This window comes from Ruegeria sp. BB7 (assembly GCF_056539365.1).
Map to the genome: position 1 here is coordinate 545,139 of NZ_JBQFUV010000001.1, position 17,819 is coordinate 562,957.

A 17,819-nucleotide genomic window follows, 5' to 3' on the forward strand; every position below is an offset into this window, starting at 1 on the left:
AGATCACCGTGTTCAACGAATTCAGATCACGCAAGGCTACTTCCAAGTCAAATGTGCTGACATTGGAACGGCCAATCGAAACGCCCAAAAAGGCGAAGGTGACTTCCGAACCTGTGGACGTTGACCTGCAAGCCCATTTGGAACTGAAAAGCCGCTTGCACAGTGAACTTCTTGACCGCCTGAACTTGTCCGTAATCGACAAGGTTGAGCGATCGGAACTGAAGCGGCAGATTGCATCCTTGGTCACCGGAATGGTCGAGGCTGAACGCCTGCATATGCGGGCCGAGGATTTTACCGCTCTTGTAGACGAACTCATTCACGAAGTTCTTGGCCTGGGGCCGCTAGAGCCGCTGCTGGAAGATCCAACCATCAACGATATTCTGGTAAACTCCTATGATCAGATTTACGTCGAACGATTTGGCCTGCTTGAGGAAACGACAGCCCGTTTTCGTGATGAACGCCATCTGCTTCGTATCATCGACAAAATCGTCAGCAAAGTCGGCAGACGCATCGACGAATCCCAGCCTTGGGTTGATGCCCGACTGGAAGACGGCAGCCGTGTAAACGCGATTATCCGGCCTTGTTCTGTAGATGGACCCGCTTTGTCGATCCGGAAATTCTCTCGTAATCCTTTGACAATAAAGAGACTTGTTGAACAAGAGAGTATGAATGAACAAGCCGCACAGCTTCTCGAGGCACTCGTCGAAGCGCGTTTGAACATTCTTATCTCGGGTGGTACCGGCTCGGGCAAAACGACGATGCTGAATGCCGTTTCATCATATATCGATGGCAAGCAGCGCATTGTCACCATCGAAGACGCCGCCGAACTCCAACTTCAGCAAAGACACGTTGTTCGCCTTGAAACCCGCCCGCCGAACGCTGAGGGACAAGGTACCATCACTCAACGCGATCTGGTACGCAACGCCCTGAGGATGCGCCCGGACCGTATCATCGTCGGCGAAGTTCGTGGCTCTGAGTGCTTTGACATGCTTCAGGCAATGAACACCGGTCACGATGGATCAATGACCACTGTTCACGCGAATTCGGCCCGCGACGCGCTAAGCCGGGTTGAACAGATGGTCACGATGCTTGGTGCCGATTTGCCGGTCAGAACCATTCGGTCGCAGATCGCTTCGGCCATTCATATTGTGCTGCAGCTGAGCCGCCTCAGCGATGGCACCCGTCGCGTCATCAGCATTTCCGAAATTACCGGAATGGAAGACGAAACGATAACCATGCAGGACATCTTTGTATTCAAGCGCCGGGGTAAGTCCGAAAGCGGAGAAATTCTTGGCGAGTTCATACCTACTGGCATTCGTCCGAAATGCTTTGACCAATTGGTTGCAGCAGGTGTGGATGTCGATACCAATATGTTTATACGCGGGGCGATGTAATCATGATTGACCTGCAGCCAAACACCATAAACATCTTAATCTATATCTCTCTATTCATCGGCATTCTGCTGGCCTACGAAGGCTTGCAGCAGCTGTTCCTAAAACGGGAATCCCTGACTGAAACGCGCAACCGGCGTATGAAAATGATGCAAAGCGGTGCATCGACAGAAGAAGTTCTTCAGTTGTTGCGTGACCCCGCAATGACGAATGCAGGAGAGAACCCTAGCCCATCCGCGCGCTTGCGGCGTCTGATCATTCAGGCCGGTTTGACAATAAGCCCGGTTTGGATCGTGCTTGCAGCGGCGTTGCTGGCATTTGGCAGCTTTGTCTTCGCGACACGCTATGTCTCTCCGGAGATTGCTTTGGCAATTGGTGCCGTGTGCGGCATCGTCGTGCCGATATTCACATTGATCGCTCTGAAGCAGGACCGGACGAAAAAGCTGACCAAGCAGTTGCCGGACTCTCTGGATTTAATGGCGCGAGGGCTAAAAGTTGGACATCCCGTTGCAGTGACCGTTGGCAATGTTGCACGAGACATGCCGGATCCTATTGGTTCGGAATTCGGCATCATTCAGGACCAGATCAACTATGGTGACGACGTGGCAACCGCCTTTCAGGATTTCGCAAAGCGCGTTGGCACTGAAGATGCTCACTATCTGGCGGTAAGCATTGGTATTCAGCACGGTACCGGCGGCAATCTGGCCCGGGTTCTGAACATCTTGTCGCAAGTCATAAGAGACCGCCAAACCATGCAGAAGAAAATCAAGGCCATCTCTGCCGAAGGTAGGCTGAGCGGTATGATTCTCACATGCCTGCCAATTCTAATTTATCTCTCGATCGAGCTTTCCACGCCCACGTTCTATGGCGAAGTCCGAAACGACCCGCTATTCCCGTATTTCGCGGCTACCATCGTTGGTCTAACGGTCCTTCAGGGGCTTATTCTAAGACGACTTGTTAAATTCAAGTTCTAAACAGGGAGAAGAGACATGGAAGCTATACAAGATATCCTGAACGACCCAAATCTTCCCTTGCAGTATCTCTTGATGGCCGGCATAGCCATAAGTGTATTCTTCGTGGTGGTTGGAGTGTCGGGCATGGCCACCAGCGACAATACGGCCGCGCGCCGCATGCGAGTTGGAGCTGTCTCAGGCGGACACGGAGCGGATTTTGACCTTTTGCAGGGAGATGAAAGCGACCCGCATGGGCTGTTCAAAGCCTTTGTACCGTCATCCAAGCGTGAACGATCCCGCGTTGGCCGACTTTTGAAGCAGGCCGGTGTTCAACGTAAAAATGCGGTTCGCACGTTTTATTTGTTCCGGATAATCATGGGGTTCGTGCTTCCTACTGCATTCGTGGTAGCAATGGCGCTCCCTCTTGAACTGCAAATTCAATTGGGCGTAGCAAGCGTGTTGCAAGGCATCACGTGGATCAATGCGCTGCAAATCGTGACCGCATTGATGGTCATCGGCTTTTATGGCCCTGCGCTCTGGTTGCGGCGGCGGATAAGAAAACGTCGCGTGGCGATTGAACATAGCTTGCCAAATGCGCTTGATCTGATGCAAGTGGCGATCGAAGCTGGATTAGGATTTGATGCCGCAATGGTTCGCGTATCTCATGAGATGGCGCAAGCTGCGCCGGAACTGTCGCAAGAGTTCACCGTTCTGCAGTTGGAGCTACAGGCAGGTAAGGAACGCCAGGCTGCGTTTCTGGATATGGCAGATCGCGTCGGCGTGGAAGAAATGCACTCATTTGTTAACGCGTTGCTGCAATCCAACCAGTACGGAACCAGCGTTTCCACCGCGCTACGTAGGTTTGCCACAGACATGCGTCTTGACCGCGAGCTACGCGCTCAAGAAAAAGCCAACCGACTGCCTGTGCAGATGTCTGCAGTTATGGCTTTGTGCATGATGCCCGTTTTGTTGCTAATTTGCTTGTCTCCAATGGTAATCCGCTGGATGACAATTTTTGGGTGACACCTGGCAAAGCGATCAAAGCAATCGGTTTGCTGGCATAGGAACACCTGCAATCCTGAAGGGTTCATTTTTGTGATCTTGGAAACTTAGAACAGAGCCGCTTTTCATCTGTTGCATTGGCATCGGCTGCATAGCGGCAGTTAGGCTATCTCCAAACGCTGACCGCCCCCCCGCCCCGACGCAAGCTAAATTCGTCTGACGAAGGACAATGGCACGGTGTTCGCAACTAACACCCTTGGAAAGTGGGTATTGGAATAGATGGCGCATCAGCGCTTTATTCGACCCTACGTAAATTTAGTAAATCTTCCCAATTTCAAAGTGCCTTCGGCAATCTTATACGCAATATCGCCGCCAAACGGGTGAACCTTGTAGCGCTCTTGAACAACAGACAAGCCTACCGAAAAGAATGCGCGTTGGTTCCGAAAACCTCCGCTCAAGTCACATCGCCCCGCGATGATCCTCAACCAAATTTTGCCGCTTGGCTGCGCTGCAAGTCGGCAAGTTCGACCGCCTTGTCTATCAAGAACAGCGCTTCCATTTTGGTGGTAGCTTCCAGAGCAACTTCTTCTCCAACATGGAAAATCAATGTGCTACCCAACAAAACGCCGTCCGTAATTTCCGGCCCCTGCGTCAGCAACCGCTCTGCACTGACCCCATCTTCGTTGTCGAAGACGAACAGGAACACGCCATTACCCCAATACGTCGCGACCTTGCGCCCTTGCTTAGTGGCGCGGAGGAGCGCAGCACCTGCTGACGCCATGGATTCCCGAAACTCACTGGTCGAACTGGATTTGTAGATCTGCTCTACGTCGATCACTTTGACCGCCAATATTTTTGCCGCTGCTGCGTGCATAGTTGAAAGCTGAATGACGTAATTCTCAAATTCAGCCAAACCAATGCATCCTGGCAAGTCACCGAAATATTGAGGTTCAGTTAGGCGAACGTCCGGATACACTTCCGCATCGGACCACTCATCCTCATCCGCCTCAAGCACCTCGATTGCAGCTCTTCGTTCTGCTGCCATCCGGTACGCATCTGAAAGCCTTTGCTTTAGATCGGAGAATTCGAACGGCTTTGTAACATAATCCGTGGCACCGGCTTCGAAAGCCTCGTCAATATACTTTTTCTGCACCATGGCAGTTACCATGATAATAGGCGTGTACATATATCCAGGAAGCTTACGGGCTTCCTCGCAAAGAGTTATCCCGTTCATATTCGGCATCTGCACATCCAACAGCAGACAATCGAAGACCTCCGAAGGGTTTGACAGAATTTCAAGTGCGTCACTGCCACTACGGGCGGTGACAACATCTTTGTACCCAAATGCAGCAAGAACGCTATTCAGCAGTTCCAGAATGCTGGGATCGTCGTCTACGGCAAGAATACGCATAACTATTCACCAACCTTTTTATACCGAACCAATCGCTGGGCATTGCAGACCATAGGCAACGACTGGCTGGTACATAAAACTCTCAGGACTGCACCATGATGCCGGAGAAACGCGGCAAAAGCTTGACCCAAGATGGGCCTGGTTATGTCTGCGCATCATTATTTATTTGCGCAGCACAACTTCAGCAACCGCACCCCCAACTCTAGTGGTGACTCAATCATGAGGTGCATAATCGCTTGGCTTAACGTGGCGTCGAGATCCACATTTGATTGCAAGCTCTCGACGGCAAGATAGCTTTTAGATCCGCAAGCAGGTTCGACAATGAAACTGAACCTTAACAGCATCTTGGTGGAAGTCAGTAGAGTGAAAGCCCAGTATTGATGAAATCAGGGGCGCAATAAGATTCAAGGGAAGATTCCTTGTTACAAGTCAATTGTTCCGAGGGATGTGAATTAGACACACTCGCCTGATAATTCCATTTTGCACTTCATTAGGTTGTAGACTTTCGGTATTGAATCTTGTCATAAGTGTGCCGAAAATATGGGCAGAATATGGACCGACCACTCAGGTATGAGCAGGCATACCCAGCGCCGGATATTTTTCCGGACCTGAGTCCTGCCAACGATACACAGGCCGCGCCAAAAACTTCGGCGCAACGCAAGCTTTTTGCGATCAAGCGCGGTTTGCCAACGCCAAGAGACGAACTTGGTGGCGTTCGTGCAACCACAATGAGTTTTCGCAACATCCACGAGCACGGTACGTTGCTTGCAAAGTACCTGGAAACGCGCAAATCCATCTTTATTGACAGGCTCAAATGGCAAGTTGGTGAAACAGATGGCATGGAATTCGACCAATACGATACTCCGGCGTGTCAATGGGTTGTTCTTCATGAATTCGGTGAGGTGCTCGGCGGGGTTCGCCTCCTCCCCAGTACGGCGCAATGCGGTATTTACAGTTACATGTTGCGGGATGCGCAAAAAGGTATCCTGACCGGATTGCCAACTGATATTCTGTTTTTCGAAGCGCCGGTAAAACCGACCGTATGGGAAGCGACCCGTTTTTTTGTGACCGAAGGTGTCTCATCGTCACGCAGGCTCTTGGTTCAACAGGAACTGTTTCACCAAATGACCATTGCAGCAAAAAATGGTGGGGCGTCCACCATACTGGGAATTGTCCCCGCTGTCTGGGCACGGTGGTCGAGACGGCTCGGTGTTTATGCCACACCGGTCGGAGCCAAATTTTCTATAGATGGTACCGCAAGTCAGTCAGTCCTGTTCAACATTGACATGTAACACTGGTAAAATACGCGCCGCTTGATTGCTCGAAAGCAACGGGCGCTTTTGAGGTTACCAAAACGGTTTTATCCAAGATACATGGTCTCCAGAAGTTTTCGGGAAGGTTCAGGTCCCCTAGAACGCTCAGGCCATATACTTCTCGTTTCGTACTCTAGAGGCTATTTTTAAAGCCTCTATTTATAGATCAACAAATCTACTGAAGCCTATCTACGGCCATATCCAATCGCTGTTATCTGGCCCGAAGTGAACGGCATTTGAAACCGAGAAGTTGGCGCAAAAACGACAAATGCCAAAATAAGGTCAAGAAAATACCGCGTTTCACGTAGATTTTCTGCTGTTTTGCCGCTGTTTCGTCCCACTCGCTTACTAATCTGGGCACGTTAAGCAGAGTAACAGCGGTTCACAAGTTATGAAACATTCCACTCTCGGCAATGATCGGTTCCAAAAAAAGCTTGAGATCCAGGCACTAAGGCAAGTGACGCTTAACGTGTTGGTCGTCGATGACGAACCAAGCATACTTGAGCTGCTCCAATCAGCACTTCCCGAGCTTGAAAACTGTAAAGTTTCTACGGCCGCCTCAGCTGAAGCAGCACTCAAAATAGTTCAAACGGCGGAAACTCCGTTTGACTGTTTGCTTGTGGACATCCAGATGCCCGGAACCAGCGGCATTGAATTACTTAGACAACTTCGTAGAACACCAGAATATCTGGAAACGCCGGTGATCATGTTAACTGCGATGACGGATCAAAAGTACATTGAAGAGGCATTCTTGGAAGGTGCCTTTGACTACATCACCAAGCCCTTTGACTTTTTCGAGCTACGCAGCCGCATGAACGCGGCCCATCTATTGATGATGGAACGGATAAAAGCGCAAACGTCATCGGCATCGCTAAAAAACCTCCGCGAAGAACTGGATTTTAATAAGCAGTTCAGTTTTGACGACCCATTGTCGATCGAAGGGCTGGAAAGATGCCTGCGCTATGTCGAGTTCGACAATTATGTCGATCAGCTGTCAAGAGGGCGTCGTTTTGATTCCTGGGTGACGGCAGTCAAACTCCAGAATGCCGAATATCACTTTGACATAAGTGATTTTGGCACATTTAGGCGTGTGATTTCAGACATTGGAAAATGCATAGAGAAGACTTCGATGCGAGCAGAAGGGATTTTTTCATACCGTGGAGGCGGTATGTTCCTCATTATCACACATGGGTACGGTCGCACGAACCGCCTACCGACCGAAGAAGTGCTCAACCGAAAACTGAGGATGGTTTTAAGCAACCGTTGTTCATCAGCGCATCTTAAGACTGTTATGAGTTCACCGGTATCAATGCGGTCGTTTTCAAAGTCCGGCGCGCTTACTGCCTTGAACCAGGCATGCGAAAAAGCAAACAGCCGAGAGACCGCGCTTGGAAAGGGTTCAATGATAGGATCACATATGCAGCCACGAACAACCCCAGCACCCGAAAAGAAAACAACGGGAAGATTGTTCGAGACTGTTCTGCGGGAACTCTATGGTGAGAACACTTACCTAGACAGGAGCTAGACCTGTCAAATGTGGCCAGGGACGCGCGGCAGTTCTCCGTCCTAAAGATTTAGGAAACTCGCTCGGCTTCAAGAATGAGAGGGCCACTGGTGCGCATGGTAAATGTCAAAACCGGCTCCGGTATCTGCGCCTTGCCCAAGGTAAAATTCACGCGACGTAGTACAGAGGCCATTAAAACCATGATTTCCGTTTCTGCGTATTGCGCGCCAATGCAAATTCTAGGCCCATCACCGAACGGAATATACTGACCACGCGGAAGGCTGGCACCCAGGAACCGTTCAGGTCGATATTCGTTAGGTTCTTCCCATAATCTTTCGTTTCTATGCAACGAGTAGACCGGGAAAAACAGGGCATCTCCCTTTTCAATCGAGACATCTTTGATTTTGACGCTTTCGGATGCATCCCTGGCAAAAAAGGCAGCTGAGGGGTAAAGGCGCAATGTCTCCTTAACGTGAGCTCGAAGCAAAGGCATAGCCACAAGATCAGAATACTCCACCAGTCCTTCTGAGCGTGCGGTCAGTATTTCCTCGCGAATTTTGTGCTGCATTTCCGGATTCAATGCCAGCAAGTAGTAGCCCCAGGCCAGAGCATTGGCTGAGGTTTCGTGCCCCGCAACGACAAAGGTCAAAAGATTATCGACGGTCGTTTCCTCGTCTTCGAAATCCGTCTTCAACGCCTCAATCATGAAATCGAGGAAATCGCGGGGCTCGCTCCGATTTTCGGACCGGCGTTGTTCGATAACTTGTCGCGCAAGGTCACGCATAGTAGTGACCGGAGCCCGACTGCTTAGCCACTTCTTGCGTGGCAACCACTTTGGCAAACCCATCAAGTCGAACAGCGAAATATCTGAAATGTATTTAAAATACGCGATTAGCCCGACGCGAATTTGTTCTGCGCTGACCTCTTCATTGCCGGAAAAGATTACACGGGAAATATTCGCCAACGTTGATGCAGGCGCAATTTGAGCAACATCGACAGGGCCTTCGTTTTCCGCCAGAGAGTTTGCAACCTCGTTCCCCGTCTCTGCAAAGTATCGGGCAAGGGTCGGCAGGTTCCTGGCTGCAAACAACGGTGAATACCGACGTCTTTGCTGACGCCACTTTTCGCCTTCGGAAAGTATCAGACCATTACCTACCGCTGATCCGATAATATCTTTTGTAAACTTAGCCTTGGGGAAGGCACGGCCCTGCCCGACCAACAATTCGGTGATTATCTCTGGATCGCAGAAATAGTGTATGTTCAATGGGCCGCGTACATAGGTCTCACGCAGGGTTTCGGCCGGTATGACTTCAAGCATATTCCGACCAGCCGACCTTGCAAACTGAAGCAGCGTCACCGGTTTCTCTGCAAGCCTCGCCGCAACCGGAGTGACGTCGAACTGCTTCATTTTCGTCATTCCAAACGCAGTCAAATCGCGGTTCCTTCAAGTGCCTCAGCCTGCTTTGACACCAATCTAGGTGGGAAAACACCATATGTGCAATGAAATCATAGGCTTTTGACCTCAATGTAGGCACATACGCAACAATCACACATCTGCATACCATGCAGAAATCTCCCCCAAGCTCAACAATTTGGAGATGAGCCTGACAATTATCGCCAAACTGTGAACCCAATTCCGACCAACTACGTCCTCATTGTTTCGTTATGACAGTTCCAAGGGTGCGAAAAATGAAGACTTTAGGATGACGGCCATCGATCCAGTGCAATTGGACCAGTCTACCGGGGAACCGGAAAACCGGCTTCTGCAGAATATCAAGGATTACACTGCCATGAGCTTCGCGCTCTTGTGGCAGCGACAAGCTATTTTTCTGGCGACGACGATCCTGACCGGGTTCTTTTTCAACCCCATCAACGCTTTGTTGTTCTACGGAACGATACTTATTTGCGAAGCGCAGGACTTGCTACTGGCAAAACGAGTGCCACGCCTCAGGCCAGACCAACACAAAGCAATTGCAATGATGGTCACCTGGATATTGCTGAATACGATCCTCAGCTCTATTGCGATCTGTTTATATACAGTTTCGGTCGCCTTCTCGCAGCCGACCGGGGGCCATTTTACCCCCCTGTTCTTCTTGTTCGCAGCCGCCTTGTTCGCTGCCATGAACAACCATCAGTTCGTCTGGGCGATGATTGTCCGCCTGTCGCTGTATGGTGTTTCGTTCATGGTGATTGTCGTGAAGGACATTTGGGTCGAGCGCCCCGGCCTTTCATCTGATCTGTGGTTGCAATTTTTTACAGTCGTTTTTGTGATGTACTTCTTAATAGACTGTTCTTTGGTCTTTCTAAAACTCTACCGAAGAAACTTGGAGCAACTTGAAAAGCTAAAGGAAGAGCATGAGAGAACAAAGGCTGCGTACATCGCCAAGTCCCAGTTCATTTCGACCGTTAGCCATGAGTTGCGCACACCCTTAACGTCGATCAAGGGATCGCTTGATCTGATAAATACCGGCGCCTTAGGTGAAATTCCTGAACCGATGCAAAACATCGTTCATTTGGCGACCAAGAATAGTGAACGCCTCGCCTCGTTAATTAACGATGTGCTCGATATTCAAAAAATGGAAGCCGGCGAGATGAGATACCAAGAGAGCAAAGTTGATGTTCACGACCTGGTTCGAGAAGCGATTTCACACAATCTGGGATATGTATGCGCGCACAATGTGGAAATTGTCGAGGACATACGTGGCAATGACAAAGTGTATATCAGGGGCGACGCATCGCGGCTGCTGCAAGTACTGGCGAACATGATTTCCAATGCAGCGAAATTTTCTTTTGACGGTGGCAAAGTCACCGTTGGCTGTAGGAATCGAGGGGCAAAGATACGTATCTTTGTAAAAGATCAAGGCATAGGCATTCCTAAAAATTGCCGGGACAAGGTTTTTGACCGCTTCTCCCAAATTGACTCATCTGATGAACGCCACGCCGGGGGCACCGGGCTTGGGATGCATATCTCCAAGGAAATCATCGAGCACTTTGACGGCAAAATCGATTATAAGAGTGTACTGGGCAAAGGTACGGTCTTCTTCATTGATCTACCTATACTGACTGCCGTCTCGACCGGTAGTAAAGGCCGGTCTCGTTCGTTGAATATCGGCGCGACCCAACAAAGCAGCCCTCCTGCTGTTCAAGCCATCGCCAACAAGACCGGAATTCACCCCGGCTAACCTTGCTTGTTGAATTCCAGATAGCCTGCCTGCCGGTGGTCTTTTTTGCCTTTATGTTTGTAAAAACATTCAGGTCTTTTTGACCTGTTTTCTGCGGGGAGTTCGCAATAAACGCTCCATATCTCACGGCACAAGCTTCTCTTCGCTACAGCATCCCACGGGCAAAGACTCTGCAGTTTGAAATTTCGCCAATAAGCACCCCCCGAAAAACTGAGGATTCGTGAACAGTGGGGCATGCGTGAGATTACTGTCCCCCGAAAACAACTCAAAATGTACAGAATTAACAGCAAAATCCCGGAATTCACATTCGGTTAATGCGAGGGTTAATAAAGTTGTTCTTGTAGTGATGTAATGAGTTGAACATGGTTAAACAAAGCAAAAGGGAGCTGTTCCCGCCGTTGAATCGTACCGAGGTCGCAGTTCAAGACCCGAGCGAGAATGGCTCCCTCAAATTCTCTATCGAGGCTGCTTGGTCCTTGGGCACCTTGGCTTTTTGCTTTCTGTTAATAGCCCTTTGCCTTCTGAAAGCATCTGTTGCCAGCTACGTGTCAATCCTCATGTAAATGCAGGCCAGCTCGCGTTTCGAAATTGCGCGTTTCTGTCTTTGAGAAAACACAGCACAGACGACTTCGCGGAAAATACCGCGTGACGAAACTTCCTCATTCTTCAAAGAACAGCCTTGCAATCGCGCCCACTGGCATAGTCACCTAGAAGGTGACCGTTGGAGGGAATCGATGAAGCCAAGTGCTTTCGTTGTTGGTGTTTGTTGCACTCTGCTTCTGGCCGCTTGCGCTCCTAGAACTCGCACGTATGAAAAAACCGTGTCGATCTCTCTGCCAGCAAATTCACACACGGCTCTTGGACAAGCGGCCAACCGTCTAGGGGACCCCAAGGATGGACGGTCAGGTGTAAGACTGATCAGTGACGGCGAACAAGCTCTCGTCTCAAGACTCCTATTGGCCGCCGCTGCCGAGCAAACGATCGACGCGCAATACTATCTTCTGCACAACGACCCCACGGGCCACCTTTTTGCGGCCAGCCTTCTACGGGCGGCGGATCGTGGTGTACGAGTCCGCCTGCTTCTGGATGACATGGACACGTCCAGTTATGACGCAATGACAGCCGCACTGGATTATCATGAAAACATCGAAATCAGGCTGTTCAATCCCTTCTGGCGGGATCAAAGCCTCGTCATTGCGGGACTGACAGATTTCAAACGCATCAACCGCAGAATGCACAACAAATCCATGACTGCGGATAACGTGTTTACGATTGTCGGTGGACGGAACGTCGGCGCAGAATATTTTCTGGCGCGAAAAGAAATGAACTATGCTGATTTGGATGTTCTGGCCACCGGCCCCGTCGTAAATGAGGTATCGCAAAGTTTTGACTCGTATTGGAATAGTGAGTTTGCCGTTCCCGCCCGAATAGTCGTTGGCGAACCCGAGACGTTCAGCTTGAGCGACGCGCGCGACAGGCTCAACGACTTGGTGGAAGAAGCGAAAAAAACGCAATACGGCACTGCTTTGAAGAAGACCGCTCAAGAGAACTTTGCAGATGGTGCGCTTTCATTGGATTGGGTGCCAGCAAAACTCTACGCGGATCCACCTTCCAAAGCAGCAGGGCTTGAGAATTCGGGCCCGATACTTGCATCGCAACTGCTTCCGTATTTCGAAAATGCCGGCAGCGAAGTGAATATCGTTTCGGCGTATTTCGTGCCGCGCAACAACGGTGTGAAATGGTTAACCGAACTGGAAAATCGCGGCGTCGACGTGAAAGTTGTGACAAACTCACTGGCTTCTAATGACGTTGCCCCGGTCTACGCGCATTACGCCAAGAAACGCCGGGCATTGCTACGCGGTGGAGTCGAGCTCTACGAGTTGCGACCAGACGCCTATCAAGTGCAACGTCGCGGTATCAACTGGGCTCAATCCCAGTCCGGCCTGCATTCGAAAGCGTTCGCTGTGGATGATCGGTATCTGTTCGTCGGGTCGTTCAACTGGGATCCGCGTTCGGTCAATATCAATACGGAAATGGGCATCCTGATCGACTCACCGACACTGACTGTTAACACCATGGGCGCCCTGGACGATGCACTACCAGCATACACCTATCACGTGACACTTGAGGACGCGGGCCAGCTTAAGTGGACGACCCTAGGCGAGGATGGCACAATCCTTGAATATGATGCAGAGCCGACCGGCACGACCTGGGATCACATAGTCGCAGGCTTTCTGAGCATTCTACCAATCGGCTCTCAGCTTTAGGGCGCTTTGATAAGCCCGCGCGACTTGCGGAATTGCATCTAAACCTTGGTACGCCAAAGGCGGAAAGGAATTTGATCGTGAAGTATTACAAACTCTACGTCGACGCCGCTGGTGAAAGTCACTGGGACGACATCGAGGTCAAAGTCAAAGAGCGGAGTTTCGCCCCACCCGCCCAGGCCATCGAGATTTCGGAACCAGAACAAGTCGAACGGGTTATGTTCCTGAGGCTCCGTTCTGGTTGGGACGAACCAATCCACCCTACACCAGTCGCTCAGAGGCTGATTTGCCTTGCGGGCACGATGCACGTAACCGCAAGCGATGGAGAATTTCGAACGATCAGCCGGGGCGACGTATGGCATATGGAAGACAAGTTCGGAAAAGGCCATCACACAAAGGTCACAAGCGAAGAAGATTTTGAGGCCGTCATCATTCAGTACGAGTGATTTTGGAGTATTCCGCGACTTCATTCGCGCAAAGCGTAACCCTGAACAACCCTTCTTCTGAAAGCATCGTTACCGCACGACAATTTCGCGCTATAATGGCTACGTCACGTTGGCGCCGGTAAGGCTTCTTTTTTGTCAACTGGCATAGGGGGGATTGCTTTGAAACAACGCCTCTCGGCAATTTTGGCCGCCGATATGGTCGGGTACTCGCGCTTGATGGAAGTGGACGAGTTGGGTGTTTTGTCGCGTCAAAAGAAATACCGACGCGAACTGATTGATCCGGAAATCACGCGCCGTCGCGGGAATATCGTCAAAACCACCGGAGATGGCATGTTGGCCACATTCGAGTCCGTACAGGACGCGGTTCAGTGTGCCGTCAAAATCCAACAGGTGATGAGTCTGAATGAAACAGAGTTAGACGATGATCAGAGAATTCGGTTTCGCGTCGGCATTAATCTGGGCGACGTGATTTTCGACGAAGGCGATATTTTCGGGGATGGTGTGAACGTGGCCGCGCGGCTTGAAGGGTTGGCGGAACCTGGTGGCGTATGCGTATCGGACATCGTGCATCAGGCAGTTCAGGACCGCATCGACGCCCCGTTCCGCGACATGGGCGGGCAACGTGTAAAAAACATCAGCCGCCCCATTCGTGTCTGGCACTGGTCACCTAAGGCAGCACCTGCGCGCGAGGTTCCGGAGATTTCGCTCCAGCAACGCGTAAAATTCTGCAAATCGGCAGATGGCACCAATCTCGCGTGGGCCTCGACCGGAGAAGGCGTGCCGATATTGAAAGCACCGAATTGGCTAAACCACATAGAACATGAGTGGACCAGCCCGGTCTGGGGTGACTTCCTGTCCGAGATGTCCAAACTCTGCCAGTTGGTTCGGTTTGATCAGCGTGGCAACGGGCTATCTGACTGGGATGTTGATGACATTTCAGAAGACCGGATGATCGACGACATGGTTGCGGTCGCCGATGCGTCCGGGCTTGAGCGCTTTGGCTTGCTGGGTATCAGCCAAGGGTCTGCTTTTTCAATTCGATTTGCGGCAAGATACCCGGAACGGGTGAAGTTTCTCGTTCTTCTTGGTGGCTTTTTACGAGGCCGCATGATGCGAGAAGACCCAGAAGCAGAACAATTCTACCAAGCCGCCCGCGCAATGGTGTCTTCTGGCTGGGGGTCACCCAACCCTGTTTACCGGCATTTCTTTACATCCAGTTACATGCCGGACGCGACCCCCGAGGAAGGTGCCAGCTTTGACGAAATGCAGCGTATTTCCGCAAGCCCGGAAATCGCTTTGCGTATTTTGGAAATGAACGCCTACATAGACGCCAGCGCGGACGCACAAAGCCTGAAGACTCCGACACTGGTTCTGCATTCAAGGGGCGACATGGCGGCGCCTATAAGTGAAGGGCGTAAGACGGCTCGGGCAATCCCTACTGCCGAATTTATTGAACTCCCCGGAGCAAACCACTGCATGATACGCGGTCATCCAGGGTTTGATGAATTCTTTCAGGAAATTGAACCATTTCTGAAGGAAAACTCAGATTGACGCATTGCTTAGCAGAAAGAAGTACAGACTAGCCAGCTCGGAAGCCAACCAGTCTCTTGCCTTGCGTTAACTCAAGCTCTTCCAGAACAATCTGAGAGACCAAATGAGAGGTTAGCAAACCCCTTAGCCGGTTTAGCGAATAACGTGTACCGAGCACCTTGCGTGATGAACGACCCTGTTTGCAGTAGAGCCGAGGAATATATCTTCAAAGCCGGGTTTGTGCGAAGCCAGAACAATGCAATCAATGTCGTTTTCATTTGCGAAATCGACAATAGCCCGACCGGCATGCCCCGAAATCAGCCTCGCCCTTGCACCAGGGATTTCCTCGGCACACTGATGCAAGTTTTCCTGGATTTCATGTCGCGTATTTTCAAGAACTTCGATCGGTATCTGGGATGCCGCATATACAGGGATCGGCTCGTGGACGTGCAATATCGTGAAAACCGCATCAGTATCGGCCAGCAAGCGCGCTGCTTCAAAAGAAGACTGCGCTTCGTGGTCTTTACTCAGAGCAACCGGAATCAGGATGTTTTTGTACATGTGCACTCCCCTTTTCTGCCACTAATATCCTTGGTGACGACGCCATTCGCCAAAGCCTTAAACAGGTTCAGATTTTGAGGATTTCCCCATTTTCTTCGCAGTGGAAGCTACGTCATCAACAGTTTTCTCGACTGCCTCGGCCTCGGTTTCGGCAACATAAGCCGCACAACGGGCCACCGTTTCGAACCATTCTTGAGCGTCAGCAACCAACCGTTCGGCCGAATGACGCTGCCACTCTGCCATACTCTGCAGGGCTTTCGTCGGGTCAGATGGGTTCGCGGACGACGCACTACGCGCTGCTTGCAAAGCGCTGCGAACGGCTTCGTGGCGGCGTTCGAACCAATGCTGAGCAAAGACCTCAGTTTCCGCTAGCATTTTTTCCTGTGCGTCCCAGAACTGTTCTATCTGCGCGCCAAATGCCGAGCTGCCTAAGGCAGGCGGCTGCATCTGTTTGAAAACGTCGACAAGATTTGTTGGGTAACCTGGATTGGAGTTCTTGTTTGGCATCGAAAGGTCCTCCGTATTTCCTGAATGACCTATCTTACCAAAGGCACAAGAAACGCACCTTAATGCAGATCAACCCCCCTTGTTTTATGCCTTTCCGGCAGGAAATCGCAGCGGTTTATTCAATCTTTAGTGCACCCATTCCCACCGGATTGGCGCCCGATCAACTAGGCCCGGCTGGACATGTTGATTGACATAGATCATAGCGTCTGAGAACCTCACATTGTAAAATGTGAATGTTTAAGAGTGATCTACGTTTGTCGACCTGTCCCCAATCGAACACGACGGCAAACGGAATTTTAAAGGCGTGGAAGTTCCACCAAGGGGCTCGGCAAGAGTGATGGCGAGCCCCTTTTTAGTTGAGTGGCATCTAAGTGGCCATACGGGTTGAGACACTGGACGTTCCGCTCAGTTGCGGTGGGACAAACCCGACGGCCTGACGGCAGGCAAGCACGCGACATCACTATTGGCTATGCTTGCGGTGCTAAATCGGAAACCCTTCGATGAGAAAACACATGAATGCTGTTGAACCAAAACAAAAACTTCGAAGGGCCCTCACAACTCCGCTGCTCACACTTTACGGCTTGGGTGTTACGGTTGGAGCAGGAATCTACGTACTGGTTGGCGCAACGGCAAACATAGCAGGCCCGTATGCTGCATTTTCATTTGTTGTCGCTGCGCTAGTGGTATCTTTGACCGCGCTTTCATACGCGGTGCTCGCTACTCGTTATCCCGTCAGCGCAGGTGAGGCAGCCTATGTCCAAGCGGGGTTTCAACGAAACTGGATGGCAGTATTGGTCGGCCTTGCCGTCGCTGCGTCTGGGGTTATTTCCGCTTCTGCAGTCGCGATTGGTGCGGCGTCATATCTGCACGCTTTGACCGGTGTTGGCATTTCTGTTTTGACCATCAGCGTTGTGCTTCTCATGGGGCTCATCGCGATCTGGGGTATAACTGAGTCCGTGGTCGTCGCGGCAGTCATTACGGTCATCGAGATCGCGGGCCTTCTCTTTGTGATCAGTTGGGGCATGTCGATTGAGGAGCCACAGGGATACGCGCTCTCTTCAATGATGCCTTCCTTGGATATCGACGTGTGGAGGGGCATCTTCGCCGCTTCGCTCCTCGCATTTTTTGCATTCGTCGGCTTTGAGGATATGGCAAATGTCGCGGAAGAGGTAAAAGATCCGGTCCGCACAATCCCAAAGGCGATATTGCTGACGCTCATTCTGGCAACGGTATTGTATCTTGGAACTTCAATGACGGTTCTGCTTGTCGTCCCGATTGATGTTCTTTCCGCCTCCGCGGCTCCGCTTTCATTGGTGTTCTCAGAGGCGCCCGAGTTGATCAAACAGGGTTTTTCTGCAGTCGCCATTGTAGCGACGGTCAATGGTGTATTGATCCAGATGATCATGGCATCACGAGTGATCTACGGCCTTGCTGACAGGGGCCACCTGCCGAAAACCCTGGCGACAGTGCCGCAAACGACCCAGACGCCAGTTGTCGCCACCCTGCTGGTCGTGGCGACAATACTGTTTCTGACCCAAACTCTTCCAATCGGAATTCTAGCAGAACGTACGTCCCAGATCGTTCTGGGCGTCTTTGTACTGGTCAACGTTTCGCTAATCCTGTTGAAGATGAAGCCGAGCAAGTCAGAAGAGCACTTTCATGTACCTCTTTTCGTACCGATCCTTGGCGTGATCACCAGTACATTGCTTTTCGGGGCTGGATTTCTCTAAGAACATACAACCGCAACAGGCTTTT

14 protein-coding genes are annotated in these 17,819 nt (G+C 51.0%); 10 read left to right on the plus strand and 4 right to left on the minus strand.

Translation table 11 applies throughout. The annotated features are described in order from the left end of the window. Nucleotides 1-8 precede the first annotated feature (8 nt). From ACR0D7_RS02710 to ACR0D7_RS02720, 3 genes are read left to right on the plus strand one after another with little or no spacing between them, the layout of a single operon-like run. Nucleotides 9-1,394, plus strand: coding sequence for a TadA family conjugal transfer-associated ATPase (locus tag ACR0D7_RS02710; RefSeq protein WP_170381612.1), 1,386 nt, complete (start codon nt 9-11; stop codon nt 1,392-1,394). A 2-nt stretch (nt 1,395-1,396) separates the two neighbouring features. Continuing rightward, entirely contained in the window at nt 1,397-2,365 is a 969-nt protein-coding gene (locus tag ACR0D7_RS02715) for a type II secretion system F family protein (RefSeq protein ID WP_480677626.1), read from the plus strand. Between the two features lie 15 nt (nt 2,366-2,380). Further along, complete coding sequence (locus tag ACR0D7_RS02720) at nt 2,381-3,367, plus strand: type II secretion system F family protein (RefSeq protein ID WP_480677627.1); 987 nt, start codon at nt 2,381-2,383, stop codon at nt 3,365-3,367. A gap of 460 nt (nt 3,368-3,827) precedes the next feature. Here ACR0D7_RS02720 and ACR0D7_RS02725 read toward each other — a convergent pair whose 3' ends face one another. Continuing rightward, nucleotides 3,828-4,757 (minus strand): response regulator, encoded by a 930-nt coding sequence (locus ACR0D7_RS02725; RefSeq protein WP_480677628.1) that lies wholly within the window; start codon nt 4,755-4,757, stop codon nt 3,828-3,830. Between the two features lie 551 nt (nt 4,758-5,308). Between ACR0D7_RS02725 and ACR0D7_RS02730 the strand changes: the two genes are divergently transcribed. Continuing rightward, a complete protein-coding gene (locus ACR0D7_RS02730) occupies nt 5,309-6,049 on the plus strand; it encodes an acyl-homoserine-lactone synthase (RefSeq protein ID WP_480677629.1) in 741 nt (246 codons plus the stop codon). 412 nt (nt 6,050-6,461) lie between these two features. After that, nucleotides 6,462-7,595: a response regulator gene (locus ACR0D7_RS02735; RefSeq protein WP_480677630.1), complete on the plus strand. Its 1,134-nt coding sequence runs from the start codon at nt 6,462-6,464 to the stop codon at nt 7,593-7,595. Nucleotides 7,596-7,644: 49 nt separating this feature from the next. Here the strand turns inward: ACR0D7_RS02735 and ACR0D7_RS02740 are convergent, their stop codons facing one another. After that, nucleotides 7,645-8,982 carry a cytochrome P450 gene (locus tag ACR0D7_RS02740; RefSeq protein ID WP_480677631.1) on the minus strand — a complete coding sequence of 446 codons (1,338 nt, stop codon included), beginning with the start codon at nt 8,980-8,982 and terminating at the stop codon, nt 7,645-7,647. 295 nt (nt 8,983-9,277) lie between these two features. Between ACR0D7_RS02740 and ACR0D7_RS02745 the strand changes: the two genes are divergently transcribed. The 4 genes from ACR0D7_RS02745 (at nt 9,278) to ACR0D7_RS02760 (ending at nt 15,017) form a co-directional block, all read left to right on the plus strand. Next, the gene (locus ACR0D7_RS02745; protein WP_480677632.1) at nt 9,278-10,756 is read left to right on the plus strand and encodes a sensor histidine kinase; all 1,479 of its coding nucleotides are present in this window, start codon (nt 9,278-9,280) and stop codon (nt 10,754-10,756) included. Between the two features lie 821 nt (nt 10,757-11,577). Further along, nucleotides 11,578-13,023, plus strand: coding sequence for a phospholipase D family protein (locus tag ACR0D7_RS02750; protein ID WP_480677633.1), 1,446 nt, complete (start codon nt 11,578-11,580; stop codon nt 13,021-13,023). Nucleotides 13,024-13,100: 77 nt separating this feature from the next. Continuing rightward, nucleotides 13,101-13,466, plus strand: coding sequence for a cupin domain-containing protein (locus tag ACR0D7_RS02755; protein ID WP_480677634.1), 366 nt, complete (start codon nt 13,101-13,103; stop codon nt 13,464-13,466). A 159-nt stretch (nt 13,467-13,625) separates the two neighbouring features. Then, entirely contained in the window at nt 13,626-15,017 is a 1,392-nt protein-coding gene (locus tag ACR0D7_RS02760; protein ID WP_480677635.1) for an alpha/beta fold hydrolase, read from the plus strand. Between the two features lie 132 nt (nt 15,018-15,149). Here the strand turns inward: ACR0D7_RS02760 and ACR0D7_RS02765 are convergent, their stop codons facing one another. Together ACR0D7_RS02765 and ACR0D7_RS02770 are read right to left on the minus strand one after the other, a co-directional pair. After that, nucleotides 15,150-15,557, minus strand: a complete 408-nt coding sequence (locus tag ACR0D7_RS02765) for a universal stress protein (RefSeq protein ID WP_480677636.1) — start codon at nt 15,555-15,557, stop codon at nt 15,150-15,152. 57 nt (nt 15,558-15,614) lie between these two features. Beyond that, nucleotides 15,615-16,064: a phasin family protein gene (locus ACR0D7_RS02770; protein WP_480677637.1), complete on the minus strand. Its 450-nt coding sequence runs from the start codon at nt 16,062-16,064 to the stop codon at nt 15,615-15,617. 512 nt (nt 16,065-16,576) lie between these two features. Between ACR0D7_RS02770 and ACR0D7_RS02775 the strand changes: the two genes are divergently transcribed. Further along, nucleotides 16,577-17,794 (plus strand): APC family permease, encoded by a 1,218-nt coding sequence (locus ACR0D7_RS02775; protein WP_480677638.1) that lies wholly within the window; start codon nt 16,577-16,579, stop codon nt 17,792-17,794. The last annotated feature ends 25 nt before the right edge of the window (nt 17,795-17,819 follow it).

Coding starts and splice junctions, on each gene's coding strand:
- ACR0D7_RS02715 (WP_480677626.1), top strand. CDS start 1,397: ATGATTGACCTGCAGCCAAACACCATAAACATCTTAATCTATATCTCT.
- ACR0D7_RS02720 (WP_480677627.1), top strand. CDS start 2,381: ATGGAAGCTATACAAGATATCCTGAACGACCCAAATCTTCCCTTGCAG.
- ACR0D7_RS02725 (WP_480677628.1), bottom strand. CDS start 4,757: ATGCGTATTCTTGCCGTAGACGACGATCCCAGCATTCTGGAACTGCTG.
- ACR0D7_RS02730 (WP_480677629.1), top strand. CDS start 5,309: ATGGACCGACCACTCAGGTATGAGCAGGCATACCCAGCGCCGGATATT.
- ACR0D7_RS02735 (WP_480677630.1), top strand. CDS start 6,462: ATGAAACATTCCACTCTCGGCAATGATCGGTTCCAAAAAAAGCTTGAG.
- ACR0D7_RS02740 (WP_480677631.1), bottom strand. CDS start 8,982: ATGAAGCAGTTCGACGTCACTCCGGTTGCGGCGAGGCTTGCAGAGAAA.
- ACR0D7_RS02745 (WP_480677632.1), top strand. CDS start 9,278: ATGACGGCCATCGATCCAGTGCAATTGGACCAGTCTACCGGGGAACCG.
- ACR0D7_RS02765 (WP_480677636.1), bottom strand. CDS start 15,557: ATGTACAAAAACATCCTGATTCCGGTTGCTCTGAGTAAAGACCACGAA.
- ACR0D7_RS02770 (WP_480677637.1), bottom strand. CDS start 16,064: ATGCCAAACAAGAACTCCAATCCAGGTTACCCAACAAATCTTGTCGAC.
- ACR0D7_RS02775 (WP_480677638.1), top strand. CDS start 16,577: ATGAATGCTGTTGAACCAAAACAAAAACTTCGAAGGGCCCTCACAACT.